Here is a 26,539-nt window from a genome sequence, read left to right as displayed (position 1 = left end):
AGTTCAGAGGCGACTTAGGGCGCTAGCGGGGGTGCTAGACCTAGCGGGGGTGGCCGCTAGGTCTAGCACCGCGGCAGCTATGCGGCGTCGGCTCTTCCGTCACGTTCCGCAATCACCCTGAGGATGTCGGCGCGCTTGATACCGCGCCGGTTGGCGCCCTTGCCGTCCTCCGTGGTGCCCCACATCTGCGAGGTGCGGATGCCGAGCGGCTTGAGCGCTGCCGCGAGGTGCTCGAGCGTCCACTCGCCGTAGATCTCCGGCCGGAGCTCAGCGAGCCGGGTCACGACTGTCTCGGACCAAGCCTTGGGCTCTTCGGCGGGGACCACGGCGAACAGGTCGGTGAGCAGGTCGTACGAGGCGGCCAGATTGGTCTCTGGCTGCTCGCCGAGCGCATGACCGGCAAGGGTGCCGGCGCGCTCGCGAAGCGCGCGGGCCCGAAGGGCGATTCGGTCTGCCTCTACCGCGTCGATGAACGCCGACCGGACGATACGCGCGTCCGCTCCCTCGCCGAGGAAGTAACAGATGCCCTTGTCACCCCAGGCGAACATGTTCGCCCGGATGCCCCGCTTGTAGGCGCCGGTCCCGAGGACCATGTCGTTCTCGATCTGCCCCATGACCTTGAGGCACCAGCGGGCGGAGGCATTGGCGCTGATCGAAGTCGGGATGGCGTCCTTGTCCGGCCTCTGTGTGGCAAGCAGCAGCACAATGCCGGTGGCTGGGCCGCGCTTGACCAGGTCGGTGCAGATCTCTTTGAACTCTGCACCGTGCTTCGGGTGCTCGAAGAGGATCTGGCACTCATCCACCCCGATGACGATCGGGTGGAGGCCGAGCGATCGTTTGGAGGCGAGTTCGGTGGTGACCTTCGACTCTGGGCATACGTCGCGGGGAAGCGAGCGGATGACCTTCGCTCGGCGGCGCAACTCACCCTGCACTTCCCGGAGATCGGCGAGGATGTACTCGATGTCCGCTTGCTCCTCACCGGCACGGTGCCGATAGGAGACGCGGTCGCCGACCGTGTCCAGGTCGCCTGTGCCCTTCAGGTCGAAGCTGTGAATCTCCGCCCGAGGATCCAGCGCGCCCATAAGGAGCAAGAGCCGCAGAAGGAAAGTCTTGCCCATCCTCGGGATAGCGCCGATGACGCCCGCGATGTACATGAGCGTCATGCCGACCCACCGCCCTCGCTGGTCAGTACCCCAGTCGACGGGCTTGAAGAGGTCCACGGCACCGGTCTTCGCGAGCGGCCATTGCGCCTTCTCGGTCTGCGACATGTCCTGATCGCCAACCCACAGCCGAAGCCGACCGGTGTGTTCGTCCGGCACTGCCTCGGGCCAGACACAGCCCAGCGGGCGGCGGAGGCCCGACGCCAGCTTGTCTCGACGGTCGATGACATCCGTCACGGTCACGCCGTAGGGGAGATCGCCCTCGGCGAGCCAACCGGGACCATCGCGGGTGATGGGAGCGGTGAAGGTGAAGCCGTCCCCGCCCTTGGACTGTGCTTGGTTGATCGCCGGAATCCCCAGGGAGCCGAGGGCGCGGAGCACGATGTCGCTGGTGAGCTTGGTCGCCTTGGGGATTTCCACAGCCCTGTGGATGACCGGATCGTCGGCCGGTTGGCCGAGTCGGCCCATCGCCATGGTCACCACGGAGGCCGAGAGCACTAGCAGCCACGTTGGGGCCAGAACGTACAGTGCCAGCGCCGTAGTGGTGCCCACGACCGAGGCGGCGACCGCGACGACGGTGCGCCAGCGCACCCGCCGGTCGCGCTGACGACTGAGCTTCAGGTAGTCGCCAACGTCCTCGCGGCTGGCCGCGTCCTGACGGAGCGGCTCCCCCTCAGCGTCCACGACCCACCGCAGCGAGTCGCCCACGAACCGGGCCGCACCGCGCGGCACCTGCAGCGTCAGCCGCAGTGTGTACCACGGCGTGCGGACCGCGTGATAGGCGGCGACGTGCCAGGCGTACGCGGCGACGCCCTTGCCGGCGGCCTTGAACTCGCGACCCGACTTTGCCCATGCCGGGATGACCGGTCGGCGCTTCGCGCCGCGTACCCGGTCCATCAGGCCGGGACCCGACGGTCCGCCGGGACGGTCGACCTTGGTGACCTCGTCAGGGTCGGCCGACCCTGACGGTCGGTTGCCGTCCGACTGGTGCTTGCCGAAGTTGAGTACCGACCCTGCGGAGTCCTCAGAGTCGGGGGCCATCTCTTTCTCCAGTCGCGCGAAGATCTCGCGCGCCTGATCGTCGTTGTCGTCGTGCTTCACTGGCACTTCCTTCCGGAACGGGAGGGAAGCTGAGGCCTGGCCCTACCCGCCAAAGCAGCGGCCGGGCCTCAGCTCAAACGGGTAGTTCAGAGGGTTGATATCGGGCGCACTTCAGACAGTGGCCTCGATGGGTTCCGCCTTTGCTGTCTCCGTCAGACGCTCGGCCCTGAGCACGTCGCGTAGCTGACGAGAGCGGTCCTGACTACAGCCGACGACCCTACGAATGGGCTCCGCGTCAAGGCGTTCGTACGGCCAACCAGCCGTCTCCTCACGGGCCTTGGAGATCGCCTCGCCCCACGTCATGCGCCGACTCTTCTTCTCCGGCCTGACTTTGCGGCGTTGCCGAGGGGCCGACCCTGAGCCCGACTCAGCGTCCGGCTCCTCTTCCTCATCAGTCGGGGAGAAACCGTCGGGGGTCAACTCCCCCAGCTTGAGCAGCACCAGATCTCGACGCGGAGCCTTCCTGCGCCATCCACGGCCGTAGCTCTCGCACAGTTCGGCGCGAACCAACAGCCGCTGCTTTTCCAACGCCAGCGCTTCCCGGTAGTCGGTGGTCTCCCACAGGACCATTCGGCGCCAGAGCAGCAGCGTCGTACGGGGTGCGATCAGCCAGCGGGAGCGGCGGATGCGTTCCATCCGCGCCCCGGTCGCCGCACCGATGCGGACGGCGTAGATGTGGGCGGCGATCTCACTCAGCACTACCCACAGCAGGGGCATCGCCCCGTGAGCGACCTTCGCCGAGACCGAGCTCCCGGCTGCGATGTTCAGCCAGCAGGTGACCAGCGTCAGGCCCCAGGGCACGAACCGCACCCATGCCAACGGCATGCCGAGCCGGATCAGCAGGAGATTGGCCGCGGTGAACACGGGGATGGCGAGGTCGATTCCAACCGGCAGCATCCACGGATACGTGAATCCCCAGCGATTCGCGGCCTCGGATACGGAGTTGAACGAGGCAGCGAGGCCCAAGCCTCCCACCCCTGTGCCGGCAGGGATGACGGTGCCCAGCAACGTCCTCTCTGTCTTGCTCAGCGGTGGAGGTGCGGCGATCGGTGGAGTCGTCGTGCTCACGCGACCTTCCTCGCCCCGCGTACCGAGGACTTCGCGTCCACTTTTCCCTCCGGCGCACTCACCCTCCGCCGCAGCGGTACGACCCTGCTGAGCTGGGCCGCGTAGCGCGCATTGAGCCGGGAGACCTCGTCTTCCTCGCTCTGCTCCTGGAGCTCCGCCAGCACCTCGCGGGCAACCGCCATGCGAGCCGCGCGCTGCTGGGTGGACTCTGCCGGCTCGCCGACGAAGAGGTCCCGGAAGTCCTCGGGCATCGGGTCCCCGAATCCGTAGGCCAGCTCCCCGAACTCGAAGGCGTTCAGGGCCTCCTGGCCGCCAACATACGTACGCATTGGATCTCTCCTAGGTCCTGGATGGGATGGGAGAGCCAGGGCGGTGGGCTTTCTTGACCCGTCGACCACCGCCGCTGGCTACGGAAGGGATCAGACGTGGAAGCGCCGAGGGCCGGTCAGACGACCGCCCCAGTGGTACGTCATGGCCACCGCCATGTAGCCACCGAGACTCGCCAGCGACGTCAGCGGCCAGTCGGCACCGGTTTCCCGGGCGGAGTGACCGCCGAGGAAAGCGGCGAGTAACGCGAGGGAGAAGGCGATCAGAGCCAGCACCCTGCGGGCCTTCGTCGGCGGCTTGGTGTGGCGGGCTACGACGTCCAGGCGATCCGGCTCGCCAAGGCGCACCGTGTGGCTGGAGACGTAGAACGCGACGAGGTTGCCGCCGGTCTGGCTGGTGACGCCGATAACCGTGCCAAGCGCCATATCGCTGCGATCTCGGACGACATCGCCGATCGCGAGCTTCATCGGGTCCCCCTTCGGGAGTAGAGGCCAGCGGCGCGTGAGAGCCGCCGCGGCCTAGGTCAGGGAGACCACTCATCCGGAGACGAGTGGTCATCACCTTCGGCACCGCCCACTACGGATGGCGGTGCCGAAGATCAAAAGCACTCGTTTGTCCAGGCACTCTGTGGAGTTCTCAAGGAACGGACGCTTCCTTCGAGCCACCAAGGGCCCTCCGGGCGCACTAACTCCTAAAGAGGTCTTGTCCTCAACTCCTCTTTAGGAGCTGCCATGACTATGGCGTAGCTCTCCCCACTCGTCAAGACCTCTTTAGGAGTCGTAAGCTGAGCGCCGTCAGGCAACAGAGAACGGTGAGCATCAGTGGCAAAGGCGTACGAGCGGATCGCGGATGACCTCCGCCAGTCCATCCGCGCTGGTCAGCTCAAGCCCGGCGACCGACTTCCCGCGGAGACCAAACTCGCCGAGCGGTACGCGAAGAGCGTGCCGACGGTCCAGAACGCACTTCGGCTCCTGCAGCACGAAGGGCTGGTCGAGAAGCGGCACGGCATCGGCAACTTCGTCCGCCGGCCCCGCACGACGGTGCTGCGCGACAACGTCCGGCACCAGTGGGAGAAGGACCGCGCGCGCGAGCCGGAGGCAACGAGGCTGGAGACAGGCGCGACCGAGCATGACACCGGCCTGCAGATAGACGACCTCGTCTTTTACGCGGCGTATCGCGAGATCAAGGCGAACAAGGAACTCGCGGAGACCTTCGGGGTCACCGAGGGGACGCCCGTCCTGGAGCGCACCTACCGGACGAGGTACGCCGCCGAAACCGCCCCGTTCAACCTGGTGACCTCTTACATCGTCCGGGCTCTGATCGAGGAGAACCCCGACCTCCTGGACGACGCCAAAGAACCGTGGCCCGGCGGCACACAGAACCAGCTCTACACCGTGGGAATCGAAGTGGACCGCGTCGAGGAACGCGTCACCGCCCGCCCGCCCACACCGGAAGAAGCCGAGGAGCTGGAGCTACCGCCAGGGATGTCGGTCCTCGTTCTCCGGAAGACCTCGTTCGACATCGATAACCGCGTGGTGGACGTATCCGACATCACGCTGCCTGGTGACCGCACGGAAATGCTCTTCACCACTCATCTGGAAAGGTGGTGAGTGCCGTGCGTCGGCGCGTCATCATCATCACTGCCGTTCACCCGCCGTCCGCTCCATTCCTGACGGACGCGTACAAGTCTCTCTGCGAGCAGGAGCTCCCCGACGGATGGGAGTGGCATTGGTTGATCCAGGAGGATGGCAAGAGCGATGAGGTCGCTCCCCACGTCCCCGACGATGACCGTGTGACCTTCAAGCAGGGGCGCCCTGGTGGCCCCGGCGTCGCCCGCACCATGGCTCTCGCGCACGCAGACGGCGAGTACGTCAAGGTCTTGGATGCCGACGACCAGCTGCCCCCGGGCGCACTGGCCCGCGACCTGGCGGCACTGGAAAGCGACGCCGCGATCGGCTGGGCGACATCGCGCGTACTGGATCTGCTGCCCGACGGCTCTACGGCGGGTTTTCCCGGCGATCCCGAAGCCGGACCGATCGAGCGTGGAGCCGTTCTCGACTACTGGAAGGCGAATGGTTTCCGCGCGCAGGTCCACCCGGCAACGCTCTTCGTCCGCCGCGAACTGCTTGTCGCGCTCGGCGGCTGGATGGCTCTCCCTGCCTCTGAGGACACGGGCCTTCTGCTCGCACTGAATGCGACCAGCCGCGGTTGGTTCTCGCCCGAGGTGGGGCTTCTGTACCGCAAGTGGCCAGGTCAGGCGACCAGCCAGGCGGCGCACACCGATACGGCTGAGCGTGACGGCCGCATGGCGGTTGTAGAGGCCAGGGCACGCCAGCTCGCCTACTTCCAGTGGCGCTACCCGGTCACGGATTGACCGGCACTTCGTAGACGATCTCGCAGAAAGCGGTGGGGACGACGATGTCGGCCGTCTCGACCGGGCGTCCGTCGCTGCTGTAGTACGTCCGCTGAATGCGCGTGACGAGCGCGCCCCGCTGAACGCCGAGGAGGGTTGCCTCCTCGGCGTTTGCTTGTCCCGGCTCCGGCTGTTCCACCGCGTGGCCGACCGTGATGCCGATCTCGGCCATGCGGTCGACCACGCCCTTGCCGGCATGAGGTCCACCCTCGGGCAGCACCACGAGCGTCCCCGCCGTCAGCTCGTACGGCTCCCAGCTGGTCGACGCCTGTACGGGCCTGCCATCGGCCAGGAACTCGTACGCCGTACGGACGCAGAGGTCCCCTTCGGTGATGCCGAGCCGTGTGGCGATGCCTGCCGGAGCAGGGACCTTGGCATCAGTCCGGCTCTCCCAGGTTCCCCGCTTGCCGAGCGCCGACATGTCCGCGCGAAAGGGCGATCCTCCGGTCTGCTCGCGGTACTGCGAGCGGACCATGCGCAACCGCTCGCGCGGTTCGGCGACGTAGGTCCCTGATCCCGAACGCCCCTCCAGGACGCCCTGCGAGATCAGAAGCTCTTGGGCGCGGCGGATGACGTTCTCACCCACTCCGCATTCCTGTGCGATTTGAGCTCGGGACGGCAGTCGGTCTCCCGGCGTCCACTCGTGATCCGCGATGCGCTGTCTCAGCACGTCAGCGATACGAAGGTAAGGCGGCTGCTCACGCATATGGAAAATCTAGTCCACTAGCTCTAATCTAGTTAACTAGCTTAACTTGGAGTGATGTTGCAGCGACGGAGGAAACGGCTTGTGGCCTCACCTGAAGCTCGTGCCAACCGCATCGCCGCACGTCTCTCTGCCGCTGGCTTCACACCGAAAGTGACGCACCAACACGACTCCACCTGCATCGAGATGGAGGTTCCGGATCCGATCTCCGCCGAGTCATGGCGAGAGCTCTTAACGGTGCTGGAGACAGCCGACTGGTTCGGGCTGGTCGACAGCAGCGAGGGCGGCCGCACCGTGTGGGCCGCTGTCAGCAGAGAAGCCCCCGAGGCAGCCGACGCTGTCCGGGGGCACGGCCGACAGCTATGAGGAGCTGATCAGCGTGTTCGACCATATCCGCCGTGCTGCCGCATGGGCTAGATGGCAGCTCGTACCCCATTCCAAGCACCACAGTCGACGCTCGTCGACGAGCTGGTCGACCACGATGCCGGCGTCATTGTCCGCGCCCCAGGTCCGGCGGCTGTTTAAGCACGAGGCAGTGATCCGCGGGGAGGACACCGCCCTCGTCCGTCCCTACGTGCTGACCATTGAGGAACGCGCTTGGCGGCGGAGCGAGCCACGTCGCCGCACGCTGCTGATCTGCCCGCACATCGCTGTACCGGAGGCTTGCTGATGCCCGCGCGACCGCAACAACCGGGAAGCGGCGGAGCGTTGGCGCCGTATCACTCCCTCGCCTGCCACATCGGCACGCACAGCCAGTGTGACGAGACCGAGCCCCAGGCCGCGCCGCTCGCGCTTCCGGTGATCTACGAGACGTGTGCCTGCCGCTGCCACCGGTCCGCCGTCCGGGCTGGCAACAGCGGGGAGGCCTGATGCCTCACCTGGAAGCTCCATTCAGCGGCGCGAGGGAAACCCTGACGCCCAAGACCCGACTGCCTGCGGTGCGGGCAGTCCGGAGGTGGTGATCCACAGCTATGGCAGCCAACCGCTACGAGGACATCGCAGACGACCTCCGGAACAACATCGCAAACGGCTTGTTCAGGGCTGGCGACCAGCTGCCCGCGGAGACGGAACTCGCCCGTCGATACGAGGCCAGCGTGCCCACCGTGAGGATTGCCCTGGGCGTGCTCCAAGACGCAGGACTGATCGAGAAGCAGCAGGGCCGTGGCAACTTCGTTCGCCAGCCGTTCGAGCGGATCACATACTCCAACGACCGGTTCGCCGCAGACAGGCGAGCGGCGTTCAGCACCGCTCTGAACGTCAGCGTCCGCAGCAGCGGCGTCAAGGCCTCGGACACGTTGTCCGCGCTCCTGCAGGTGCCGCGGGGAGCTCTCCTGATCGAGTACGTCTACCTGAGCCACCAAGGCACATCCCCGCACAGCCTGGCGCGCATCTACGTGCCCTGGAGCGTGGCGAATCTCAGCACGCACAGAACCAGCCGGTCACCTCTGGGCGACGACATCCGGGGCCAACTCGCCGAGTCCGGCGTTCAGACGGCCTCCACTGTCGAGCGCGTTACCGCCCGGCTTCCGGACCCGATGGAGGCGAAGACACTGCGCCTCGGCACCGGGGCCCCGGTGCTGGCCATCGAGCGAATCTCCATGGATGCCACAGGCCGGGTGGTTGAGGCGGCGCTCCTGGTGCTCCCCGGCCATCGCACGGAAGCCGTCTTCACCACGCACGCACCGATCCAGGAACTGGAGGCAGCAGGATGACCGACGGCCTGAACCAGGAGGCCCCAGGGCAGCTCTCGCACAGCGCCGGCTCCTGCTCCCTGCGGCTGCTGCCCTGGCAGACACCTGAGGGGAAGCCGTGCTATCTGAGCCCCGACAGTGACGGCGGCGTGTTGTCCCGGCTCGCAGACACGATGGAGGCGGCGCAGACGAACACAGCGGCGGATGTGCTGAAAGCAGCCAAAGCCGTGCTCGACGACTCGCACGCGGGTAACCCGGAACTCCGCTTGGCTCTTTCGCGAGTGAATGACGCCTTGGCCGATGTACTGCGGGTCGCGCAAAGCCGAGGCGCGCGGTTGCCAGCGTCGGACGACGAAGAGCCGGCCGACGAGGGCGAGGGCAACGGGCCGAGGCTTCCGGCGGAGGCCTTCGGATGACGACCGCGGTCGGGGCCCGGAAGATGAGCCCGCAGGCGGAGGGGCGTACGCCAGCCGCGACCTACTGCGGTTGCTGTACTGGGCGTCGCACGATCTGGTGCCCGGACTGCTGCGGCTTCCTTGGGTGCCGCACTTGTCGGCGGACGCTCCGCGTCCCGTGTCCTGCCTGCGCAGGAGGCACCTTGGAACCCATCCGATGGTCATAGCCCAATGAGCTCCGCCCCGGCTCCCCGCACCCTTGGACAGGTCGAGGCCGGGGCGGAATGAAAGTCCCCCACGCGGGGGAGCGAGGCGGCAAAGGGAAGGATGCAGCCTCGCGACGGCAACCGCGTGTCAGGGGACGGTGGCGGTTCCCCCGGCCGCTGCCCACAGCCCGGCTCCCTCGCCTCTGGCAGAGAGCCGGGCTGTGTCCTGTCAGGGAAGCGTTTCGGCGTCGACTCGGGAGAAGATCAGGTCACTCTCGTCGACAACCGCCCCTCGCCAGCGAACTGGCACAGCGGGAGAGCCGCGCAGCGCTGCCGGGTAGCTCTCCGGCGCGTAGTCGTTTGCGAGGCGGTAGACGTGAAAGCCGTGCTCCCGCATCGTGTCCAGCAACTCAGCGGCGGAGTCACCCAGTTGCTCCATGCGCTTGGGAGTGACTTCGATCGTAATCTCCGCGTCCGGCCTGAGCTTGTCGAGCATGGGGGCCAGCCCACGGACGACGCTGCCTTCTGCGCCCTCCACATCGATTTTGATCACACGGGCGTTGGCGACCTCCGCAGGCTCCAGGAGCTCCGGCAGCGGGCGCGCTTCGATCTCGAATGTGGACTCTGCCGGCCCGTCGTACGGGACGATGCTGGTCGCCCCCAGGTTCTTCGAGCTGGCGAGGATGAACGTCAGCATCTTCCGACTGTCTGAGACAGCGGCGTTCACCGCGCGGATGTTGTCACAGCCGTTGAGCCGAGCGTGCTGCAGCAGTGTCCGATGAAAGACGGGCGAGGCTTCAACGGTAACGACCTGGCCCTCTTCGCCGACGAGGCGTGAGGCCATGACGCTGAAGTAGCCGGCGTTGGCCCCGACATCGACGAACGTGTCCCCCGGCCGCAGCCTGCGCTGTAGCCAGTACGTCATGTGGGGCTCCCACACCCCGAACATGTAGAGATACCGCTGAATGAGGTCCTGCGTATCAACGCTGAACCGCGCACCGAATCGAGTCCGTGCAATCCGGCCTCGAGGATGATCGCGTAGTCGGGGATTCAGGCATCCCGCAGCCAGATAGGCCTTGCCTATCGATCCAGGAGCGTGGCGGACGTACCAGCGACCGAGAGTGATCAGGGCCTCTGAACAGGGGTTACTCATCCGACCGCCTCTCTGCGGGTGCACGCGAACCATAGCGCCGAGTTCGACGTTCAGGGCAGCACGGGCAGACAGGAGACGTTCTCGGCCAGCGGGACGCATACCCTCTGGGCCAGCCTCAGCGCTGCGTGAAGAAGGCACGACCTGGCTGTCAGTCCACGGGAACGGACTGCATGTCGACGTCCGTTTGCCGGCCTCCTGAACAGCGATGCTGTCCGCTGCAGAAATCAGAGGTGGCGTGCACAGCGCGGCTCGGCCGGACGGCTCCACGGCTTTAGGCAGCCACTTTGGGGCGAGCCTCTAAGATCATGGCCCCGATTCGGGCTATTGCGGGCAGGCGTGGTGCTGCCCGAATCGCGGCCAGCGTAAGGGGCCATGAACACTCGCCCCAAAGCAGCTCCCGCCCAAAGCCGCTACACCGACCTCGTAACGAAGGTCACCCGCCCATCCATGCTGGCGTCAGTCAGCGCAGCCAGTCGTCCTCGCCACCAGGGCCGACCATGATCGGGTCGATTCCGTGTCCAGTCAGATGCCAGGACTCAAACTGTGGGTCCGGGCCGATCCAGAGTCCTGCGCCATCGTGGAAGTCGATGACCAACGCCCCACGGTCACGCACGTCGACCGAAGTGACCGACTGCCCATAGAGCGCTAGAACAGGTGCGAGGCTCAAACCTGTGCCGGGGTCCAGCTCGTGCCACTCCCCAGCAGCGTCCCGGAACAGGAACGGCGTCTCCACCACCAGCTCGGCATCCAGCCGGTATCCCTCGTCCGGATCGAGGGCACACAGGCTCAGCCGCACCTGCTGATCAAATGACGTGCGCTCCACCCGAGAGCCGATTAAGGCCACTGGAACCTTCACGCCGCCTCCTACTCCACGGCAAGCCGACAACCTGACGGCTCGACATCGTAGGTGCAGCACGTTCCCCCAGCGGCGTGCCCCCTGCGTGCCCGATCAGCAGGAGACGAGCGGGGAACCACGGGGAATCGCGGACACCGAGAAGCTCCCACGCAGGTCAACTACCTCGCAGCTCAGCGGCATCGGCATACGGCGTCTTCCAAACTGGTGCTCCATGTCTCCTGCGCTTCCTACCACTAGGGTGCGGGCGGGGTGATCCAATGCCAGGCAGACTGCCAGTCGACAATGCGGGGAGCGGCACGCTGTGCCTCTTCATCGAGCCGTACGGCGAGGTTCTGGCTTGAGCCGGGCGAGGCCGTCACCTTCTCGCCAATCAGCGACCGCATGGCGACGAGAGCACCTCGACCCGAGGCCGGCAGGAGGAACCGCCCTAGCACCCGGCATCTGAAGCCACAGCAGTGAGTCGGGATGTTCGGCTCGTCTTTGGGAACACGCATAGAGCACAACCTGCAGGGCAGAACTATCCTAAGACTTGTCCCGTAACTGCTGGTCACGGGTGAGATGATCTTCGGGTGTCTGGTGTGATCACGGCGTCGGAGCCGTCCTGGATAGCCCCGTTCACCGGGCTGAGCCCGCGTTCCTTCGGCAGGTTGGTGACCGCACTGCGCCGCGAAGGTGCAGATCCGGTCCGTAAGGGCCGCCCGTGGGGACTTCCGCTGGAGGACCGGGTTCTGCTCGTCGCGGCCTACTGGCGCACGAACCTGACAATGCGCCAACTCGCTCCGCTCTTCGGTGTATCGAAGTCCGCGGCGGACCGCATCATCGACCACCTCGGCCCGTCGCTGGCGCTCCAGCCCCGCAAACGGTTCCGCAAGGACACCGTGCTCATCGTGGACGGCACCCTGGTGCCCACCCGCGACCACAGCATCGCCGAGCAGTCCAAGAACTACCGGTACTCCACGAACCACCAGGTCGTCATCGACGCCGATACCCGCCTGGTCGTCGTGGTCGGCCGGCCCTTGCCCGGCAACCGCAACGACTGCAGGGCGTGGGAGGAGTCCGGCGCGAAGGCCGCCGTCGGCAAGGCCATGACGATCGCCGACGGCGGCTATCCGGGCACCGGACTCGTCATGCCACACCGTCGGCGCAAAGGTGAAGAACTGCCTGACTGGAAGCAGGCCCACAACAAGTCCCACAAACAGGTTCGCGCCCGCGTGGAGCACGTTTTTGCCCGCATGAAGACCTGGAAGATCCTCCGCGACTGCCGCCTCAAGGGCGATGGCGTCCACCACGCCATGCTCGGAATCGCCCGCCTCCACAACCTCAACCTCGCCGGATAGGCGGGCGGCCGGACCGGCCACCAGCCACGCCCGCACCCACCCAAGATCGTTTACGGGACAAGCCTTAGGCCTACGGCTGCCGCCTTTCGGTAAGTAGCTGTATCGCGAATCGCAACCTTGCGATTAAGGAGGGTAGCGATGGGAGAGCCCCCCGAGGGAATCGACGGCCCCGTTGCCGAATTCCAAGCACTTCGGTCGGAAATCGACCGGCGCTCCAATCTTCAACAAGCGCTTCTCGGCGTAGAAATGGTCGCGGCCACAGCCCTAGCCTCAGTAGCCTTGGCGAATCCCAATAACATCACCGTGCTCCTCATACTCCCAATCATATCGTTGATTCTTGGTGCGCAATGGTACGAGCAGCGCCTTACTATCCGTCGCATCGGGGGGTACATTGCACATACATTGCACGAAAAAGTCCCCGGAGGGCTCTGGTGGGAGCTTCAAAGGCGGACGAGTTCTGGACAGTTCCTTGGTGTCCTTGCCGCCTATGGGATCTTCCCGATTTTGAGTTTCGCGGCAATCATAGTTCTTCTTATAGCTGGAGTAGAACGAGAAGAAGTTCCGGCTTGGGCTATCGTTGCTTGGATAATCGGCGTGGTGGCGCTTGGATTGCAGATTGTGACATGGGTGATGCTGAAAAAGAGGCGCAGCCCGACCTCCGGAGCTCTGCAGACGCCCCCTTCCCTTGGCTCCACCTGACGGCCGCTGCATGCGGACCACTTCCGCCGATGTGAGTCACGCCGTGCATGCACCACAACGCCAGCTCACCGGAACAGTCCTCTTGCACGGTGTGCGCTCCGACATACGGAGGCTCCTACGGCAGGCTCCGGGGGGAAGTGCTGCCGCCAACACGTCGGTCGGCGCCCGAGACAAGGCGACCTGACATCACCAGCTGACATCAACGTCCTCGGACGCTGACGGACGAGGCCAATCGCAGGGGACCAGGCGCTTGATCCCGGGTGCACGTTGTGCCAGGTCCCTCAGAGCCAGGCTCGCACTCCTAGAGCGGGTGTCGGCAGCTGGCGACTCGAAGCAACCGTTGTCTGCTGGCGTCTCGACGTGGCCGCTGACCTCGCTCGAAGAGCGCGAGGAGAGCCGGATGCTGATCAACAACACTGGTTCTGTAGCTGGATCCGTCGTTGATCACTACACGGATCTGACTCTCGTCTCCGCTCTGCCCTCATGAGGTGTCTTCGGCAGCGTCAGCGGATAGGTATTGGTAAGTGCCAAATCCGAGGGGGAGCGCAACCAGTTGAACACCGAGCAATTTGCAGACTTGGCCTCACAGATGATGCGGTCCGCACTCGACTCATGGCGTGGCGGGAACCGGCTCTTTGCTGTCCTTCACGCCGGCATGGGCTCCGAGTTCTGTCTGAAGGCAGTCCTGTGCCACCACGACCCGCTGTTGATCGCTGCTCATGGGGACCAGGCGTTACGTTTCCACAGCATTGGCTTTGGCGGGGAGAAGGGCGTCAAGCCTCTGGAGCAAGCTCGGACGATCGGCATGGCGGAGGCGTTCAAGGACGCGAAGATCGTGATGCAAGGCCGTATGCCCGTCACCATCGAAGCGTTCAGGCCTGTGATGGAAGCTCGCAACGGCATCGCTCATCTGGCTCATCACAACCCGGCTACCGCCGAGCATGTGGTGTCCACTGCCCTTCAGGTGGCTGAGGCCATTCGGAAGGAGCTCAATGCGTCCGCTGCGGACTTCTGGAAGGGCTACGCACACGCCTTCCACGACCTCAAGAAGATCGCTGCCATGCCCGCGATCCCGAAGATTGGTCTAGAGCAAGCTGCCGAAAACCTCGCCCAAGCCGAGGCAGTAGAGGCTGCGCGCGCCGCTGTGGACGCTGCCAAGAGCACTGCCAAAACGGCGACTGATGCGCTCACCAGGATTCCCCTGGGGGATGACGCGCTCGGAGGCAACGACAAAGTGGCGCGCCATGCACTGAGCATCGCGCGTCGCTCGGCCGTATCGGCCGTCTTGCACACCACTGCCATGCGGGCTCAGCGTGCTGCAGCAGCCCTGCTCAGGTCGTACGGCTATGTGCCCGGAGACTCAAATAGTCAGGTGGCAGCCAGCGACGCGGTAGCGGTGAAAAGTTTGGTGGCCCGCTATGTCGAAGGTGCGTTCCGGGTCGCTCTTCCAGATGAGCTGGAGTTCGCTCTGTCGGAGCCATCGAGTGACGTTGTGTGGCGTCCACGGTCGTACGAGTCTGCTGGGTATGGCACTTACCTGTGGCGCTGGGAGCCTTGCCCGGCTTGCCCGGCTTGGGGAGATCTATACGGGCACCTGGAACACGACGTATGTGTCGACGAGGAATGCCGCGCGGGCGGTTCCTACTGCGGCGAACACGACGAGGGACCACCGACGGTCGCTCACGCACAGGCGTTTACATGTCCCGTTTGCTGTCTGGTACTGGACGCCGAAGAGGAATTGGAAGCGGCGTACATGGAGCTAGCAACCAGGTACGAGGGATAACCGGCGGCTGGCATCGCTCATCAAGACCGGTACGGCCCGGCCCGGCCAGCACGGCCGGGTGGCTCCTCGGCACTGCCGGGGAGCGATCGAACTCCTAACGGCCTGGTCACCGAGCCCGCCGGCTGCACCCACCAGAACATCCGCGTCATCGATCGTGATGCGACATCTTGCCGCTTGGGGCTGCGGACCGGACCTAACCCCGGGTAGTAGCCCAGCCACCTGAATAGGACTACAGGTATGGACAAGACCAGCCTCCTCGCCTCCGCGCAACGCCAGATGATCCGGGCCATGAGCGCATGGTGCACGAGCGATAACGACATGGCCGTACTCCATGGAGGCATTGCCACCGAACACCTACTCAAGGCACTCCTCGCCGCCCGCCATCCATCCCTTCTCGTCGATGGCCGCGACTTCAATAGCCTTCTCCACGCCACCGGTCAGAGCACCTACGCCGCCTCTCCCGAAACCAAGGTCAAGACCATTGGAGCCCTTGACGCCTTCAAGCGCGCCGCCGCTCTCATCACCATGCCGGTCAAGGAACGCGACCTCGACCCGCTCCTGACGGCCCGAAATGGTGTGGCACACCTCGGCGCTCACGACGACGCCGTTACCCATGACGCCCTAGCCATCACTGTCACCGTGGCGGACGCTGTCCTGACAGACCTCCAGGAAGACATCCCAACCTTCTGGGGGCCGTGGGCAGACACCCGCCTGGACCTCGAACAGATGCAGCGAGACGCCCAGATCGCGGCAGAGCAGGCTCTCAAGGGAGGGGGCGTCGAAGCTGCCGATGAGCCGCAGATAGAAAACTGGGAAGACGGGCTCCTCGAACCCATGATCGAAGACTTCCGCAGCAAGAGCTTCCAAGCAGCCCAGATAGCAGTGGCCGTGAAGGTCAGGTGCGCCAAGAAGCTGTATCGGGTCCTCTACTACGGGAAGACGCCGGGAGAGATCGCGAAGGCCGACATGGTGGAGCCAGAGGCCGACAGGAGCGAGTACGGCGAGTGCCTCTATCGGTCGGTGAAATGCCCTGTATGCGGCGCAGACGGTGATGTCCAGGCATCCCTGGGTAACCAGCCTAAGCGTCCCAAAAAGGGGAGAAGGGCCCGCCAGAGCAGAGAGTTCCCCGACTACTTCGACTGCTACACCTGCGGCCTCGAACTCGACAACCGCTACGAACTCGAAGTCCTCGGCCTGGCCGAGCCGTCCCAGAACGGATGGTTCGTCTATTGAAGGGACGAAGATGCCGTGCCAGAACCGTGTCAGATCCTGCGGGGAACCACGGGGAAAGGCGGGGAAAGGCGGGGACCAGGCCCGGGATAACCGCCCGGCTCTTGCGCCTGCGCAGATGATCCCGAATCGCGCGGGAGGAGTAGGCCTCGTCGGCCAGGACCACCTTCGGTCGCGTGCGGGTACGGCCCAGGGGCCGGGGAACCCGCAGGGCCGCCATGACGGATGGGAAAGCCGGTGCGCCTCCGGCCCGCCCGGCGTGAGACGAAGGCCAGGGGCCGGCACGGCCGTCCGCAGCGAGAAACGCCCCACAGCTGGCCGCTTCTGCGATCCGGCCAGCTCAGTAGTGCAGTGGTGCGGTACTCGTCAATGACGGCTGAAGCGGCCACGGATCAGGAGAATTCCGAGTCCGGCCAACGCTAGGGCGACGACTCCGGTCCCAAGAGACCCGTCGGCACTTGCGGTGCCGAAGCCGTATACGAAGGCAAGGACTGCGGCGAACAGGGATATGCCTCCGAGGAACCGTTCCCACGCCCGTGCTGTCATCGTCCATTCCTTCCGGCAAGTCTGCGATTCTTCACGCTGCCTGCCTAAGCTTGTCCGCTAGGTTTCCTGCGCATGGCGAGGCCGCCATTTCCTGAGCCCTCAGTGAAGCGTAGACGCCGAGGCCAAGGCCTTCGCCAGGGTCCTCGCTCTCGGTGAACGCGACGGGGTCGACCGGGCGCGGTATACGGCCCGAGCCGCCCCTGGCGCAGGATATTTCGGCTCCGGCCCACGCTGCCACAGCCAGCGCCGTCGGGTTGGCCGAAGGCGGTGCCGACACCGACAGGAGCTTCGCGAAGTCCGTAGATATGGAGGCCGTCTCCTGCTGGAACGAGCGGCATTCGTCCGTGACGCTCCACAGCAGTGCCAGCCACGCCCTCACGGCGTCGCTTCCTTGCGAGAACTGTTGCACTGCCTGCGTCAGCGCAGCCTTAAGCTCGGACGTCCCTTGATCTACGACGACGCAGGGCTGGTCCGTACGCAGCAGTGCGAACGTTGCGGACGCCGTGACGGTGAGACGGTCGAGCGGATTCTTCACGCTCTTCAGGTAGGCACTGGCGTCCTGGCGGACATCCTCGGGGTTCAGTGGATCACCGGCCCGAAGCGAGGCATTCAGATAGAAGCGCACGTGGTCGCGGGCGGGTGCAGTATCTGTGGGACGCGGCACGGTTGGGAGGCTGACCTGGTCGCCTGTCAGCTGGGACTTGGCGATGGCCGCGAGGTAGCCGTCGATGGCTGAGTTCTCCTCGGGCTGGTCGGGGATACGGCCGCGCAGCAGAGCGATGTCCCCCAACGCCTGGGCCGCAGCGTCCGACACATCGGCGCCGGCTGGCCGGGCAGACCAGTTGGTCAGCGTGGCGGTGGCCACAGCCAGCTCGGTGAGTGAGGCTGGCAGGCTCCGGAAGTACGAGCCGTTGCTGGCCAGCAGATCCCGCAGTGCGCCGTGTGCCTTCTGCTTCAGTGCCTTCAGGTCTTCCGCGTCTTGCCGTGAGTCCCCACTGCCGGCGATCGCCACTTGGGCGAGCAGGATGGCCTCTGGGGCGGACCAGGCATCGCTGCTGTCGGCGAGCCGTCCGATCTCCTCATGGGCGCCACGCTCAAGTTGGGGCGTCATGGTGCATCTGTACCCCAGAGTCGCCAGTGTTCGGATGGCGACGAAGGTCGGCAGCACTTCGCCGGTCCCCTCGGTGCGGCATGTCTGCGGGTGTGCGGCCAGATACTCTGCCACGGCTTCTCTGACCTGGTCTGCACTCTTCCGCCACTGGTCAGGAGATGTGCTGAGCTGGTTCAGCTGCTTGCCGAGCGCCCCAAGGGCTGCCACGTCCGGGAGCGTGGGGGTGCCTTCAAGCAGCCCGGCGGTCACGGAACTCAGGGCGGGCTGGACGCCGGATGGCTCTAGTTCGGGAAAGGCAAGGAGCCCGATTCGCAGTTGCTGCAACCGTAGCCCGGGCTCGTCTTTCGACGGGGAGGTGACTTGCTTTGACCATTGGGCGGCGAGCTGACTGAGATCGATGCCCTCTGCAGTGCGGCCGGTGCTGCGTAGTACGGACACCGCAGCAACGGCTCGTTCAAGGTCTTCGCCCGTGAGCTGGACCGTCGCAGGAGTAGCCGAGTCAGCGATGAAGGTGGCCGTCAGACGGGCCTCGACCCCCGCTGGCGCCTTGACACGAGGTTCAATCCGCAGGCCTTCGCTCTTATGCTCGCTCGTCTGGCAGCCCACAAGTCCCGTCAGACACATGGCGAGAGCGATGGCGGAGTTACGCAGCCCGGGGGCGGCGGAGCGCCCCCGGACGTTCGCGGTGTGGAACCACATGGGTTAGCCTCGCTGTTTCGCTTCGGGTGGTTGAGGCGGTCTGATCGCGGCGGACCGGTGATTTCGTTTGCTTGTCGTCGGGTGGGCATGGCTGGGCCCCGGCGCTCGGGCCGGGTGCTCCAGGGTTCCTCGGGTCGTGGGTGGGCAGGGATGGTGCCGAGGTTCAGGTGGACGGCCGTGGCAGGGCCGTGAGGCGGGCGAATGCGCTGCTCAGTTCGTGCCGCCAGGGCCAGGTTGCGGAGATTCGCAGGTTAAAGCGGCGTCCGCCGCGGGTGATGCGGGCGGCGACGTGCAGCAGCCGGTAGCGGAGCTTCTTGGGTTCGGCGGTAGCCAGTTCGCTGTCCAGCAGGAGGACGCGCGTCCAGGCCAGCAGGTCGATTGCCGCGAGGCTGAGTTCGAGCCAGGCGGTGTTGATGGTGAAGTGGCGTGAGGGGAAGCGGCCGAAGCCTGTGGTCTTGCCCGTTCGGATGTGGTCCTCGACGGTGGCGTGCCCGCGGTGGCGGACTTCGAGGAACTGGGCGGAGCCGCCGGTGAACGGTGTGTCGGTGAGGAACACCTGATGCCGCAGGCCCTCGTCCTGGTCGAACAGCGAGAGCTGGGCGCCGGGGTGTGGACGTTCCCGTCGGACGATGATGCGGGTGCCGGGCGGGTAGCCGTTCAGGTCGACCATGCCGGTCAGTTCGGCGACCTCGGCCCCGGCACGCAGGGTTCCGTCCTGGTCCAGGGCGGGATGCCAGACCTGCCCGGGCAGGGCCCGGACCGCGCGGCGGACCGGCTCGGTGACCGCGTATCCGACCGAGAAGAAGGTACGGATTCCTCGTGTCCGCAGGTTCCGGACGTGAGTGAGGAAGGCTTTCGCTCCTCCGGCGCTGTCGGTGCGGATCAGGATGTCGATGCCGTGCCGGTGAGCGTCGGGGATCTGTGCGAGGGCCTGATCGAGGACTGTGATGTGATCGGCGGCGGTGTTGGCGCCGGCGTTGCCGGGCCGCAGCAGCCCGGACATGGCCTCACCGGTATTCGCCAGGAAACACAGCAGCGGGTGGTAGCCGAAGCCGCCTTTGTAGGTGGGCGCGGCCTCCTCCTTCTGGGAGTGGCACGTGATCAGCGTGGCGTCGATGTCCAGGACGAGACCGGGCAGTTCCTGCCCTGCGGCCCGGGTCGTGGGTATGCCGGTTCCGGTCTCGGCGGCCTGCAGCCAGGCCACTTCCCGGGCCTGGGCCCTTGCCGATCGCAGCGCAGCGAGTACGTTCTCGTCCGTGTCGGCGAGCAGCCGCCAGGCCGTGGGTGTCGAGGCGACCGGACCGAACACCTCTGCCTGGTCCCTGAGCACGGCCAGGTCGGCGATGGCTTCGCCGCCATCGGCAAGAGTCACCGCAAGGTCGGTCGCGACCCGGCCCGGATCGTGCCCGGTTGCGCGGGGACGAAGAGGCCGCAGCGCGGTGGAGTACGCGGTCGTCAGACCGGTGGCATCAGCGAGATCGGCGAGCAGACGTGCCCCGGCATGCCCGACCACCCCCGCTCCGTCAGCCGACACATGGAGCTTGGGACGCGAACCGATACCCTGCACGCAGAAAGTGCCTTCCGCCTGGACCGACAGAACCCCTCGACAAGGTTCATCGTCCCAGCCCAGAAGGCACTTTCGCGTTACCGCCCGTGATCCGGACACAGGTCCAAGTGAAACGCGCAGGTTAGACGGATCCGCCTATGGGGCTGGAACGCTTGTAGGCGGTCACGTCGTAGTAGGTGTTGCCATACTGCATGCTGGCCGTCGCGGTGTGCGAGACCCAGAGCCACCGGCCATAGACGTTGCCCCGGCCAATAACCTTGCCGTGGTCTACGTTCACACTGGAGTTCGCGCTGCCCTGGTAGACCCCAGAACCGCAGTCGTCGTCTGTGCCGATACTGCCGGACGACAGTTTGCCGCCACTCACGCTCACGCCGCCCATCCCGTACTTGTCGAAGCAGATTCCGTCGCTGAGCTTGAGGGTGTAGCCAGCGTGCGGGCCAGCTGCGTTCTGCTTCCAAGAAGCGGAAGCCTTGGACGAGTCGATCGTCCAAGTCTTCTGGCCGGCACCCCGCCATGTGTCGCCGAACGAGACCTTCAACGTGCCGAGACTGACCCTGCGGGTGTTCGACTTGCTGTGGCTGTAGGCGGCAGCCGGAACCACACCAGCAGCAACGACTGCTGTGCTCAACGCTCCAACTACCAAGGCGCGTATCGCGGTCTGCCGAGAATTCCTACTCATACTGTTCCCCTCTTGTGCCCCATCATCGCGTGAGCCTCAAAGGCTGACGAGCGCCGAATCGGCGGCGACGGGATGACGGCGGCCAGGGAACACAGAAGGTCCCCCGGCGTCTTCCGCCACATGCTGTTGCCACCCCGGAAGTACCTCTGGTCAGGAGGATCGAGCGGCTCTTGCTAGATGATCTTGCAGGTAGCGCGCCAGCCAGGGCAATGGAGTTGAGGAACATCTGAGCTCACCATGACAAAGAGCTGAAACAGGCGGGGGTGTCACAGCCGTCACAGCGTCACGGTGATCACTCCGACCTCGATGAACATACTGTGACCAGCCGTGACACCCCTGTTTCAGCGTTCCCCTGCTCCAAACCGTCCGCACTCGTAAGATCATCCAGTCATGTTTAGGAGTGCTGAAAAACCGGGCGATGTGGGGGACCTGTTGGGTACGAGCGAGCAGCTCATTACGATCGCCGCGGTACTCCTGGGGGCCTTGACCACGCACCTGACCACCTACGTCATGGAGCGCAGCCGCCATCGGCGCGAGCTGCTCACACGGTGGGACGACAAGAAGCTCGACGCCTACGAGGGCTACGTCGACCGAGTCAGGGCCGGCATCTTCCTCGCCGTGCAGCTTTACGAGCACAAGGAAGGCCTCCGCGAGAGCGAGCGGACCGAGCCGGAGATGCTTGCAGAGATAGCCGAGGCCGGCCGACTCCGCGGGCGGGCCTTCGAGCGCGTCATGCTGCTCGGGGGTGACGACGTCGTTGAGGCGGCCCACAATCTCAACGCCAAGGCCCTCGAAGTCGACTGGCAGGCCACAGGCAAGGTGACCGGAACGCTGGAAGGCTGGCGCGACCGGAACCGGACCGTCTTCCGGTCGATCAACAGCTTCCATGAGGCCGCACGAGTAGATCTCGGCGTTGCCGGAAGCGTCACCGGCGAGCAGCACCCCGAGCGGGACCTTCTGCTCCCATCCGCTCGCCGTGACGACGACACACACGCCTGACCGCAGGTTGGGGGAGTGGATTTGAGAGCCGCTCTGGCCTGTTGGCGCCCGCCGTGCCACCCTCCGCACACCTAGCGCCTGTCTGGCGTAGCGCCGGAAGGTCACAGGCCAGCCGACGAGGTAGCACCGTCGTCCTGCAGACAAGGAGATGGCTATGAGCGAACTGGACACACCACAGGCCCGAGCCTCTGAGGTCCAAAACTCGACGGCGGTCACCACCGACGAGGCCCTCAGGAAGAGTCACGCAGCACGTACGAAGAGTGCCGCTTCCCGCACCGCGGCCACCTGTCACTACCTCAGCACTGAGCAGAGCAGCCTCGTTGAGAAGCACGAGGTCGGGACGGCAGCAGAGGGGCCCGTCTTGAAGGCCGACCACGCCGTCCGGACGGCCGCTCAGGCAGTAGCGGCATTTTCCGAGAGCACTCCTGATCCTGCGGCAGACGCCCGCTGCGCAAGGAACGCCTCTGCCGCTGCTGCTCTTGCCGCCCAGACAGCCCAGCTGCACGACAACTCCAGCGAGGTCGCCGTTGCTGCCTACCGTGCCGCTCTCCAGGCATCCCAGGCCGCTGGCGACGCCGCAGCGAAAGGGAGCGCGGGCAACGACGGGGCGTTGAACGCCAGGGCGGATGCTGCCGAGGCAGCCGCCGTCACCGCCGCTGAGAAGGCGGGTTGGATGAAGCCGGGCTACCAGTACGCCCCGCCACCGTCCGACAGCGAGTTCACGCCCTCGCTGGCCGACGTCATGCACCTGGAACACTGACCTCCTCGATCCGAGGATTCGCCGCCAGACGCCCGCTATGCAAGGACGTCTCTGCCTCTGTCCATAGGCCAGCTCCACGGCCACCCCAGCGTGGAGGCAGCCGACAGAGGCTGTCGCCGACGAGGGCTGGGCCGTTCTTTCGGATCATCTGATCGTTGGTCTGTGTTTGCCGTTGACTGACGCGTAGACCGCCCAGCCTGCCGCTTGGCGCTGCTTCGCCGACCCGGACTCGTCGTCCAGGGACAGCAGCATGATCTCCTCGGCCAGTGTGATCGTCATAGCCGATGCCCTCCGTACGCCCCGTGATTGCCTTCTCAAGCGATCAGACGTCCGGTTCCGCTCCGAGGTTCCGCCGTGAACTCCGACTCCAGGTCGTCCCTCTCGGATCAAGCCTGTCCCCGGTCTGATCCGAAAGAACGGCTTGGAGAACCACACAGAGTGCCTGGGCAGCCTCGGGAGAGGCTGGGAGAAATCGGGGAGACGATCAAGTAGGCCCGCTCCCACGGAGGCCACTCCAGACCAACGCAGACCGACACCCTCACCTAGGCCGTACATGCAGAGAGGGCGCTTCCCACCAGGGGAAACGCCCTCTCTGTACTGCCTTACCACTGTGGGGCTAACAGGATTTGAACCTGTGGCCTCATCCTTATCAGGGATGCGCTCTAACCAACTGAGCTATAGCCCCGCCGCGCTGCGCGCTGACTCATGAAGATTAGCGCACGTCGGGGCCAGTCCCAAAATCGGTTGTCCGCACTCACTCGTCCTCGGCGAGCGTGAGCTCGACACCGCCCACAAAACCGGCGGAGAGGTTGTAAATAAAGGCCCCGAGCGTCGCCAGCGCTGTGGCCAGCACCACATCGATCACCGCGATGACCGAGGTGAAGACCAGCACTCGTGGCAGCGACAGGAACGACTGAAGATCGAAGCCGTTGCTCTCGTTGGAGCCGGTGGCCTCACTGATCGTGCCGCCGACCGTGGAGAAGACGCCCATCGCGTCCATGACCATCCACAGCACCGAAGCCGCGATCACCGTGCAGATACCCAGCGCGATGGAGAGCAGGAAACTGACCTTCATCACCGACCACGGATCGGCCTTGGCCACCCGCAGCCGCGCCTTGCGCGTACGCGGCGTCGTACGCGCCCCGGTCCGCGGCCGGCGCACAGCAGCGCCCTCCTGCTGCGCCTGCTGTCCGGTGGACTGCTGGCCGCCCTGCGTCCCACCCCCGCCCTGGGGCGAGGGATACGCCTGCGGCGGGTGGTACGGCTGCCCGGCCTGCTGCGGCGCCGGCTGCTCGCCGCCAAACGTCTCGTACGGGGGCTGCTGCCCCCGGGTGTCCGTCACCGTAACCCCCTGGGAGTCCGCGGCAGGGCCACGGGCACCGTTCCCTCCGGAACCGGCCGATCCGGCGCCCGTGGCTCCACTCACGCTTTACTCCTCGTGCTCCCCGGCCGAGGGCTGCGTGCCCTCGACTACCGCCTCTGCCGTCTCAACGTCGGCCTCTACGGTCCCATCTACCTCTACGGTCCCGTCGACCTCTTCGGCCTCGCGACCGGCCTCGGCGTTACGAGCGATACCGACGACGGCATCGCGCTTGCCCAGATTGATCAGTTGAACGCCCATGGTGTCACGGCCCGTCTCCCTGACTTCGTTGACTCGCGTACGAATCACACCGCCACCGAGCGTGATGGCGAGGATCTCATCAGTGTCCTCGACCACCAGCGCACCCACCAGCGAACCGCGGTCCTCCACGATCTTGGCGGCCTTGATACCGAGGCCACCACGGCCCTGGACTCGATACTCGTCGACGTTGGTGCGCTTTGCGTATCCACCGTCGGTGGCAGTGAACACGAACGTACCCGGCCGGACAACATTCATCGAGAGGAGCTCGTCTCCCTCACGGAAACTCATCCCCTTGACGCCGGACGTCGCACGACCCATCGGGCGCAGCGCATCGTCCGTTGCAGTGAACCTGATCGACTGCGCCTTCTTGCTGATCAGCAGCAGGTCGTCCTCGGCGGACACCAGCTCCGCGCCGATCAGCTCGTCGTCGCTGCCGTCCTCCGTCTCGCGGAGATTGATCGCGATGACACCACCCGAACGGGGCGAGTCGTAGTCCTTCAGGGAGGTCTTCTTCACCAGACCGCCCTTGGTGGCGAGCACCAGGTAGGGCGCGGCCTCATAGTCGCGGATCGCCAGGATCTCGGCGATCTGCTCGTCCGGCTGGAAGGCCAGCAGGTTGGCGACGTGCTGGCCGCGGGCGTCGCGGCCCGCGTCGGGCAGTTCGTACGCCTTGGCCCGGTAGACCCGGCCCTTGTTGGTGAAGAACAGCAGCCAGTGGTGCGTCGTCGAGACGAAGAAGTGGTCGACGATGTCGTCTTCCTTCAGCTTCGTACCGCGTACGCCCTTGCCGCCACGCTTCTGCGAGCGGTAGTCGTCCGTCTTCGTACGCTTCACATAGCCGCCACGCGTGATGGTGACGACGATGTCCTCCTCGGCGATCAGGTCCTCCATGGACATGTCGCCGTCGAAGGGCACCAGCTTGGAGCGCCGGTCGTCGCCGAACTTCTCGACGATGACGGCCAGTTCCTCGCTGACGATCCGGCGCTGCTTCTCGGGCGAGGCGAGGATGCTGTTGTACTCGTTGATCTTCGCCTGCAGTTCGTCGTGCTCGGCGACGATCTTCTGGCGCTCCAGAGCGGCCAGCCGGCGCAGCTGCATCTCGAGGATGGCGTTGGCCTGGATCTCGTCGATCGAGAGCAGACCCATCAGGCCCTCGCGCGCGATTTCGACCGTGTCGCTACGCCGGATCAGGGCGATGACCTCGTCGATCGCGTCCAGCGCCTTGAGCAGACCGCGCAGAATGTGCGCCCGCTCCTCCGCCTTGCGCAGACGGAACTTCGTACGCCGGACGATGACCTCGATCTGGTGCGTCACCCAGTGGCGGATGAACGCGTCGAGGGACAGCGTGCGCGGCACACCGTCGACCAGCGCCAGCATGTTCGCGCCGAAGTTGGTCTGCAGGTCGGTGTGCTTGTAGAGGTTGTTGAGCACGACCTTGGCGACCGCGTCCCGCTTCAGCACGATGACCAGGCGCTGGCCCGTGCGCGAAGAGGTCTCGTCGCGGACGTCGGCGATGCCGCCGATCTTGCCGTCCTTCACCAGGTCGGCGATCTTCTGCGCGAGGTTGTCCGGGTTGGTCTGATACGGAAGCTCCGTGACCACCAGGCACTGGCGGTTCTGGATCTCCTCGACCTCGACGACCGCGCGCATCGTGATGGAGCCACGGCCCGTGCGGTACGCCTCCTCGATGCCCTTGCGGCCCACGACCAGCGCGCCGGACGGGAAGTCCGGGCCCTTGATCCGCTCGACGAGTGCGTCGAGCAGCTCCTCGTGGGTGGCTTCCGGGTGCTCCAGCGCCCACTGGGCGCCGGCCGCGACCTCGCGCAGGTTGTGCGGCGGAATGTTGGTCGCCATGCCGACGGCGATGCCCGCCGAGCCGTTGACCAGCAGGTTCGGGAAGCGCGCCGGCAGAACCGTCGGCTCCTGGTTACGGCCGTCGTAGTTGTCCTGGAAGTCGACGGTCTCCTCGTCGATGTCCCGGAGCATCTCCATCGACAGCGGCATCAGCTTGCACTCGGTGTACCGCATGGCGGCAGCCGGGTCGTTGCCGGGAGAGCCGAAGTTGCCGTTGGAGTCCACCAGCGGCATGCGCATCGACCACGGCTGGGCCAGTCGGACCAGGGCGTCGTAGATCGAGGAGTCGCCGTGCGGGTGGTACGTACCCATGACGTCACCGACGACGCGGGCGCACTTGTAGAAGCCCTTCTCGGGCCGGTAGCCGCCGTCGTACATCGCGTAGAGCACACGCCGGTGGACGGGCTTGAGACCGTCCCGTACGTCGGGCAGCGCACGCGAGACGATGACGGACATCGCGTAGTCGAGATACGAGCGCTGCATCTCCGTCTCGAGCCCGACCGGCTCGATCCGGAGCGTCGGCTCTTCTTCTTCAGTGGTGGCGGGAGTGTTCTCGTCGGCCATTGCTGGTCAAGATCCTT

General features: G+C 65.7%; 25 protein-coding genes, 1 tRNA gene and 1 pseudogene. 11 read left to right on the top strand and 16 right to left on the bottom strand.

Translation table 11 applies throughout. The features are described 5' to 3' along the window. Positions 1-77 precede the first annotated feature (77 nt). From OG883_RS31990 to OG883_RS31975, 4 genes are all read right to left on the bottom strand, one after another. On the bottom strand, positions 78-2,261 hold the full coding sequence (locus tag OG883_RS31990; RefSeq protein WP_266548136.1) for a cell division protein FtsK: 2,184 nt from the start codon (positions 2,259-2,261) through the stop codon (positions 78-80). A 111-nt stretch (positions 2,262-2,372) separates the two neighbouring features. Next, positions 2,373-3,329 carry a DUF2637 domain-containing protein gene (locus tag OG883_RS31985; RefSeq protein ID WP_266548125.1) on the bottom strand — a complete coding sequence of 319 codons (957 nt, stop codon included), beginning with the start codon at positions 3,327-3,329 and terminating at the stop codon, positions 2,373-2,375. Continuing rightward, positions 3,326-3,658, bottom strand: a complete 333-nt coding sequence (locus tag OG883_RS31980; RefSeq protein ID WP_266548122.1) for a hypothetical protein — start codon at positions 3,656-3,658, stop codon at positions 3,326-3,328. The genes OG883_RS31985 and OG883_RS31980 overlap by 4 nt, the downstream gene beginning before the upstream one ends. 90 nt (positions 3,659-3,748) lie before the next feature. Next, entirely contained in the window at positions 3,749-4,123 is a 375-nt protein-coding gene (locus OG883_RS31975) for a hypothetical protein (RefSeq protein ID WP_266548119.1), read from the bottom strand. Between the two features lie 354 nt (positions 4,124-4,477). Here OG883_RS31975 and OG883_RS31970 point away from each other — a divergent pair, with 354 nt between their 5' ends. Together OG883_RS31970 and OG883_RS31965 are read left to right on the top strand one after the other, a co-directional pair. Further along, the gene (locus OG883_RS31970; RefSeq protein WP_266548116.1) at positions 4,478-5,266 is read left to right on the top strand and encodes a GntR family transcriptional regulator; all 789 of its coding nucleotides are present in this window, start codon (positions 4,478-4,480) and stop codon (positions 5,264-5,266) included. 5 nt (positions 5,267-5,271) lie between these two features. Beyond that, positions 5,272-6,030, top strand: a complete 759-nt coding sequence (locus OG883_RS31965; RefSeq protein ID WP_266548113.1) for a glycosyltransferase family 2 protein — start codon at positions 5,272-5,274, stop codon at positions 6,028-6,030. Here OG883_RS31965 and OG883_RS31960 read toward each other — a convergent pair. Continuing rightward, complete coding sequence (locus OG883_RS31960; protein WP_266548110.1) at positions 6,020-6,775, bottom strand: GntR family transcriptional regulator; 756 nt, start codon at positions 6,773-6,775, stop codon at positions 6,020-6,022. The two genes, OG883_RS31965 and OG883_RS31960, sit on opposite strands and share 11 nt — an antisense overlap. Before the next feature lie 150 nt (positions 6,776-6,925). On the opposite strand from OG883_RS31960, the gene OG883_RS31955 reads away from it, so the two are divergent. From OG883_RS31955 to OG883_RS31945, 3 genes are all read left to right on the top strand, one after another. Then, on the top strand, positions 6,926-7,138 hold the full coding sequence (locus tag OG883_RS31955) for a hypothetical protein (RefSeq protein ID WP_266548108.1): 213 nt from the start codon (positions 6,926-6,928) through the stop codon (positions 7,136-7,138). 605 nt (positions 7,139-7,743) lie between these two features. Continuing rightward, on the top strand, positions 7,744-8,484 hold the full coding sequence (locus OG883_RS31950; protein ID WP_266548105.1) for a GntR family transcriptional regulator: 741 nt from the start codon (positions 7,744-7,746) through the stop codon (positions 8,482-8,484). Continuing rightward, complete coding sequence (locus tag OG883_RS31945; protein ID WP_266548102.1) at positions 8,481-8,879, top strand: hypothetical protein; 399 nt, start codon at positions 8,481-8,483, stop codon at positions 8,877-8,879. The genes OG883_RS31950 and OG883_RS31945 overlap by 4 nt, the downstream gene beginning before the upstream one ends. 414 nt (positions 8,880-9,293) lie before the next feature. On the opposite strand, the gene OG883_RS31940 is transcribed toward OG883_RS31945, so the two are convergent. From OG883_RS31940 to OG883_RS31930, 3 genes are all read right to left on the bottom strand, one after another. Beyond that, entirely contained in the window at positions 9,294-10,217 is a 924-nt protein-coding gene (locus tag OG883_RS31940) for an FkbM family methyltransferase (RefSeq protein WP_266548099.1), read from the bottom strand. A 460-nt stretch (positions 10,218-10,677) separates the two neighbouring features. Further along, complete coding sequence (locus OG883_RS31935) at positions 10,678-11,073, bottom strand: DUF6188 family protein (protein WP_266548097.1); 396 nt, start codon at positions 11,071-11,073, stop codon at positions 10,678-10,680. Positions 11,074-11,306: 233 nt separating this feature from the next. Next, entirely contained in the window at positions 11,307-11,456 is a 150-nt protein-coding gene (locus OG883_RS31930; protein WP_266548095.1) for a hypothetical protein, read from the bottom strand. Between the two features lie 186 nt (positions 11,457-11,642). Between OG883_RS31930 and OG883_RS31925 the strand changes: the two genes are divergently transcribed. From OG883_RS31925 to OG883_RS31910, 4 genes are all read left to right on the top strand, one after another. Beyond that, on the top strand, positions 11,643-12,410 hold the full coding sequence (locus tag OG883_RS31925) for a transposase (protein WP_266534967.1): 768 nt from the start codon (positions 11,643-11,645) through the stop codon (positions 12,408-12,410). A gap of 138 nt (positions 12,411-12,548) precedes the next feature. Beyond that, positions 12,549-13,109, top strand: a complete 561-nt coding sequence (locus OG883_RS31920; protein ID WP_266548093.1) for a hypothetical protein — start codon at positions 12,549-12,551, stop codon at positions 13,107-13,109. 553 nt (positions 13,110-13,662) lie between these two features. Beyond that, positions 13,663-14,892 carry a hypothetical protein gene (locus tag OG883_RS31915; protein ID WP_266548090.1) on the top strand — a complete coding sequence of 410 codons (1,230 nt, stop codon included), beginning with the start codon at positions 13,663-13,665 and terminating at the stop codon, positions 14,890-14,892. A 237-nt stretch (positions 14,893-15,129) separates the two neighbouring features. After that, complete coding sequence (locus OG883_RS31910) at positions 15,130-16,125, top strand: hypothetical protein (RefSeq protein WP_266548087.1); 996 nt, start codon at positions 15,130-15,132, stop codon at positions 16,123-16,125. Between the two features lie 82 nt (positions 16,126-16,207). Here OG883_RS31910 and OG883_RS31905 read toward each other — a convergent pair. The 4 genes and pseudogenes from OG883_RS31905 to OG883_RS31890 all read right to left on the bottom strand — a co-directional run. Next, positions 16,208-16,423 (bottom strand): annotated as a pseudogene (locus tag OG883_RS31905) (IS5/IS1182 family transposase); the annotation flags it as partial. 276 nt (positions 16,424-16,699) lie between these two features. Next, complete coding sequence (locus tag OG883_RS31900) at positions 16,700-18,478, bottom strand: hypothetical protein (protein WP_266548085.1); 1,779 nt, start codon at positions 18,476-18,478, stop codon at positions 16,700-16,702. 163 nt (positions 18,479-18,641) lie between these two features. Next, positions 18,642-20,075 carry an IS1380 family transposase gene (locus OG883_RS31895; protein WP_266541169.1) on the bottom strand — a complete coding sequence of 478 codons (1,434 nt, stop codon included), beginning with the start codon at positions 20,073-20,075 and terminating at the stop codon, positions 18,642-18,644. A gap of 91 nt (positions 20,076-20,166) precedes the next feature. Further along, a complete protein-coding gene (locus tag OG883_RS31890) occupies positions 20,167-20,673 on the bottom strand; it encodes a hypothetical protein (protein WP_266548082.1) in 507 nt (168 codons plus the stop codon). Positions 20,674-21,156: 483 nt separating this feature from the next. Here OG883_RS31890 and OG883_RS31885 point away from each other — a divergent pair, with 483 nt between their 5' ends. Beyond that, the gene (locus OG883_RS31885; RefSeq protein WP_266549642.1) at positions 21,157-21,723 is read left to right on the top strand and encodes a hypothetical protein; all 567 of its coding nucleotides are present in this window, start codon (positions 21,157-21,159) and stop codon (positions 21,721-21,723) included. A 154-nt stretch (positions 21,724-21,877) separates the two neighbouring features. Next, complete coding sequence (locus OG883_RS31880; protein WP_266548079.1) at positions 21,878-22,483, top strand: hypothetical protein; 606 nt, start codon at positions 21,878-21,880, stop codon at positions 22,481-22,483. Between the two features lie 144 nt (positions 22,484-22,627). Here OG883_RS31880 and OG883_RS31875 read toward each other — a convergent pair whose 3' ends face one another. The 4 genes from OG883_RS31875 to gyrA all read right to left on the bottom strand — a co-directional run bounded on the left by OG883_RS31875 (position 22,628) and on the right by gyrA (position 26,522). After that, the gene (locus OG883_RS31875; RefSeq protein WP_266548076.1) at positions 22,628-22,762 is read right to left on the bottom strand and encodes a hypothetical protein; all 135 of its coding nucleotides are present in this window, start codon (positions 22,760-22,762) and stop codon (positions 22,628-22,630) included. 332 nt (positions 22,763-23,094) lie between these two features. Further along, a tRNA-Ile gene (locus tag OG883_RS31870) sits at positions 23,095-23,168 on the bottom strand. A 69-nt stretch (positions 23,169-23,237) separates the two neighbouring features. After that, the gene (locus tag OG883_RS31865) at positions 23,238-23,825 is read right to left on the bottom strand and encodes a DUF3566 domain-containing protein (protein ID WP_266548073.1); all 588 of its coding nucleotides are present in this window, start codon (positions 23,823-23,825) and stop codon (positions 23,238-23,240) included. Between the two features lie 87 nt (positions 23,826-23,912). Continuing rightward, complete coding sequence (gyrA, locus tag OG883_RS31860) at positions 23,913-26,522, bottom strand: DNA gyrase subunit A (protein WP_266548071.1); 2,610 nt, start codon at positions 26,520-26,522, stop codon at positions 23,913-23,915. Positions 26,523-26,539 lie beyond the last annotated feature (17 nt).

This window comes from Streptomyces sp. NBC_01142 (assembly GCF_026341125.1).
In the GTDB taxonomy this organism is placed as follows: domain Bacteria; phylum Actinomycetota; class Actinomycetes; order Streptomycetales; family Streptomycetaceae; genus Streptomyces.
Note: the sequence above shows the minus strand (reverse complement) of the source record. Positions and strands in the feature narration are given on the sequence as shown.

What these genes read in the sequence shown, in the direction of transcription:
- gyrA (WP_266548071.1), bottom strand. Translation starts at nt 26,522, where the DNA reads ATGGCCGACGAGAACACTCCCGCCACCACTGAAGAAGAAGAGCCGACG.
- OG883_RS31880 (WP_266548079.1), top strand. Translation starts at nt 21,878, where the DNA reads ATGAGCGAACTGGACACACCACAGGCCCGAGCCTCTGAGGTCCAAAAC.
- OG883_RS31900 (WP_266548085.1), bottom strand. Translation starts at nt 18,478, where the DNA reads ATGTGGTTCCACACCGCGAACGTCCGGGGGCGCTCCGCCGCCCCCGGG.
- OG883_RS31980 (WP_266548122.1), bottom strand. Translation starts at nt 3,658, where the DNA reads ATGCGTACGTATGTTGGCGGCCAGGAGGCCCTGAACGCCTTCGAGTTC.
- OG883_RS31960 (WP_266548110.1), bottom strand. Translation starts at nt 6,775, where the DNA reads ATGCGTGAGCAGCCGCCTTACCTTCGTATCGCTGACGTGCTGAGACAG.
- OG883_RS31940 (WP_266548099.1), bottom strand. Translation starts at nt 10,217, where the DNA reads ATGAGTAACCCCTGTTCAGAGGCCCTGATCACTCTCGGTCGCTGGTAC.
- OG883_RS31930 (WP_266548095.1), bottom strand. Translation starts at nt 11,456, where the DNA reads ATGCGGTCGCTGATTGGCGAGAAGGTGACGGCCTCGCCCGGCTCAAGC.
- OG883_RS31920 (WP_266548093.1), top strand. Translation starts at nt 12,549, where the DNA reads ATGGGAGAGCCCCCCGAGGGAATCGACGGCCCCGTTGCCGAATTCCAA.
- OG883_RS31975 (WP_266548119.1), bottom strand. Translation starts at nt 4,123, where the DNA reads ATGAAGCTCGCGATCGGCGATGTCGTCCGAGATCGCAGCGATATGGCG.
- OG883_RS31950 (WP_266548105.1), top strand. Translation starts at nt 7,744, where the DNA reads ATGGCAGCCAACCGCTACGAGGACATCGCAGACGACCTCCGGAACAAC.
- OG883_RS31875 (WP_266548076.1), bottom strand. Translation starts at nt 22,762, where the DNA reads ATGACGATCACACTGGCCGAGGAGATCATGCTGCTGTCCCTGGACGAC.
- OG883_RS31945 (WP_266548102.1), top strand. Translation starts at nt 8,481, where the DNA reads ATGACCGACGGCCTGAACCAGGAGGCCCCAGGGCAGCTCTCGCACAGC.
- OG883_RS31910 (WP_266548087.1), top strand. Translation starts at nt 15,130, where the DNA reads ATGGACAAGACCAGCCTCCTCGCCTCCGCGCAACGCCAGATGATCCGG.